General features: G+C 52.5%; 3 protein-coding genes. 2 read left to right on the top strand and 1 reads right to left on the bottom strand.

The window, feature by feature from the left end; translation table 11 throughout:
* Positions 1-55 precede the first annotated feature (55 nt).
* Together RO069_RS13900 and RO069_RS13905 are read left to right on the top strand one after the other, a co-directional pair.
* Positions 56-1,888 carry a tyrosine-type recombinase/integrase gene (locus RO069_RS13900; protein WP_328188335.1) on the top strand — a complete coding sequence of 611 codons (1,833 nt, stop codon included), beginning with the start codon at positions 56-58 and terminating at the stop codon, positions 1,886-1,888.
* A gap of 25 nt (positions 1,889-1,913) precedes the next feature.
* Positions 1,914-2,282 (top strand): DUF6262 family protein, encoded by a 369-nt coding sequence (locus RO069_RS13905; protein ID WP_328188337.1) that lies wholly within the window; start codon positions 1,914-1,916, stop codon positions 2,280-2,282.
* 51 nt (positions 2,283-2,333) lie between these two features.
* Here RO069_RS13905 and RO069_RS13910 read toward each other — a convergent pair.
* The coding region (locus RO069_RS13910; protein WP_328188339.1) for an ATP-binding protein at positions 2,334-2,910 on the bottom strand (577 nt) is incomplete at its 5' end.

Below are 2,910 nucleotides of genomic sequence, written 5' to 3' on the forward strand. Positions count from 1 at the left end.
CAAAAGTAACGGACATTACTAGGGAGCAGTTGGATTAAAGACTGGGGGCAGGTCAGTGGTGCTGGCCGACCGTCAACGGCTTCGGGAAGCCCTGCCGAGCGGCGAAGGCTTACTCGGCATTGTCACCACCGATCGGGCAGAGGGGGTACTGTATGTGCTGTCTCGCTACGAAGACATGGTTTGGTGGTTACCGAAGACCGGTTGCCCGACAAGTCTCGTGGACTGCAAGCGCAAGTTGGATTTTGCCCGCATCAGATGTAAACAACTCCGGTCCGAATCCAAAGCAGTCATGGCGAGACTGATCTGGGCAAACACGAAGTTAGCGGTCTCAACAGTTTCTGGCCAGTTCATGAAACTTGTGGTTTGGTTGAACTGGCTGCACGACCAGGGTATCCGAAGCCTTGCACAAGTCACGCCTATGGTTGCAGACCGCTATGTTCAACACGTAAACCAGCTCACCTCACCTAACAGGATCGGTGGGCCTCTGGCTCCTGGCACGAAAGCACAACGACTCCTGGTTGTGGAGACGTGCTGGCGCCACCTGCTGGATACACCAAACGGTTTCGACCACCCCTGGCCCGAGAACTCCGCAAGTGCGCTGGCCAAATTGAAACAAGCAACTAAACCGAAAACCGACATCATTCCGGAAGAGGTGCTGCACCCCCTCTTCCAACAGTCCGAATCCCTGTTGAGCAGGGCTACCGAGTTGCTGGGACATCGAGACGCGGTGGGCGACTATCAATTACGCTACAAAAACCTATCTGGTCAGATAAAGGAAAAATCTCGCTTTCTGAAAACCCGCGGCTGGGATCTGGGTTTTGGAGCCTTAAACAACGCCCTTCGCGAGCTGCGCGATGGTTGCTTCGTGATCATTCTGGCCACCACCGGCATCCGGGCTCATGAGTTGGGCAACATCAGGCGGGATCACTGGTACAGCGAGGTTCGGGATGGTGAGCGTTTTTACTTCCTCGGCTCGCGCTCGGATAAAACCCATGAGGGCGAAACGTCATGGCTGTGCCCCGAGATCGCCATTCACGCCGTGAAGACGCTCGAACGGCTTTCAGAGCCCTTGCAAATTGAGCTTGAACAGGCGCTGGAACATGCCATAGAAGTCGGTGATCATCAGGAGGTGACTCGCTTACAGGAGTGTTCCGAGTGTGTTGGGCTGACTAGAAGCATGAAAAAGGGTAATCCCATAAGCGTGATCAATTGGCAATCATTGGATGATCGTCTGAAGAGATTTGCAACAGGCCTAAAGCTTGACTGGAAACTAGCATCGCACCAGTTTCGCCGTACATTTGCGAATTACGTTGTCCATCACAAGCTAGGCGACCTTCGGTACCTGCGAGACCACTTCAAGCACTGGAGCCTGGATATGACCATCTTGTATGTAATGAACGAGGCGCAGGATCTGGAGCTTTATGATGAAATCTATGCCGCATTTGAGGAAAAGCGTCAAGCCATCGTCGGTCACTGGCTGGAGCCGGACACACCGCTCTCCGGTGGCATGGGGGAGCATGTCCGTCAGATGCGAAGCCGTACCGAGAAGACTCGCACCTATAAAGATCGTCGGGAAATGGTTCAGGCCATCAGTGAACTGGTGTACTTGCGGTCCACAGGCATTGCCTGGTGCACCAATGACACCGGCGTAGACTGTGCAGGTGGCCAGTGCGAGAACTGTGAGCACGGTTGCATTGACGATAACCACAAGCCGTTCTGGGAAGGCCTTTACCAGCAACAAATTGAGCTGCGCCAGATCGAGGATCTGGACGCCTCGGGATCGAAGACCGTCGAAAGGACCATGGATCGATGCGAGAAGGTCCTGGCCGATCTCGGCGTAGACATCAACCGCCTCAAGGAGCAATTGGCCGATGTCGAAACCATCTGAGTCAGAGACTCACAAACGAATCCGCATGGCCATCGTGCGACTGGAAAAAGGCCAGCCAAAGTTAGTTGAGAAAGGGCGGAAGGTCTCGGTGGCTGCCGTGGCTGAGGAAGCTGGAGTCAGTCGTGCCCTGATTCACAAAGACTATCCTGACTTGATGGAACGCATTCGGGGCAATGCCAACAAAGCGATCCAGAGCCAGCGTGACGAGAAGCATCTCCAGCTCAAACAGGAGCGCTTCAAGAATCGTCAGCTACGTTCAAAGATCGTGGATCTAACGGAGCAGCGCAATGCACTTGCCTCAAAAAACGCTACCTTGGCACTCGAAAACCGTCGTCTGTTGGCTATTTTAGAGAGTAAAAATGTGAAAGTTTTTAGGGGGAAACCGAGTGAGTAGTGCTATACATATTTTGGCCGCCCGGTATTAAACAAAAGCGAACATTCGATTTTATCTTAATAATTCGATAGAAACGCGTAAACCGCTACAGGACTTAGTCGAAAAGCTGATTTTACCTTCATAGCGAGTCACTATATCTCGAACGATAGCAAGGCCGAGACCGTGCCCAGGTGTTTGCTCATCTAGCCGCAGACCCCTTTGGCCCAAACTGGCTAAATCCTTGTGATTAACCCCTGGGCCATCATCAGCAACAACTATTCGCTTGAAGCCGCTGCCTTGTTCCACAGAGAGCTCTACGCATCTCGAAGACCATTTGCCAGCATTGTCGAGTAAGTTGCCCAATACTTCATTTAGATCATGTTCTTCTATCGGCCATCGGCTGTCTTCAGGCAGAGAACTCGATAGTTCAAACGACTTTTCCGGATATAAACGACCGAGCATCCACAAAAGATCCCGTGCCTGTTTTATGGGGTAGGCGCTTTTTCCAATCTGGGGCCCTGAAAAACGGCTTCGACGCATTTCAGCTTCTAATTGCCTGTCGATATCGCTTAGTCGCTCCACCATCTGGCGCCTTAGCCCGGATTTCTCATGAACACTCGGATGGCAAATTTCTGCCAGCGTAGTGACT

It is taken from the genome of Marinobacter sp. OP 3.4 (assembly GCF_036224885.1).
GTDB lineage: Bacteria > Pseudomonadota > Gammaproteobacteria > Pseudomonadales > Oleiphilaceae > Marinobacter.

What these genes read in the sequence shown, in the direction of transcription:
- RO069_RS13905 (WP_328188337.1), top strand. Translation starts at nt 1,914, where the DNA reads ATGGCCATCGTGCGACTGGAAAAAGGCCAGCCAAAGTTAGTTGAGAAA.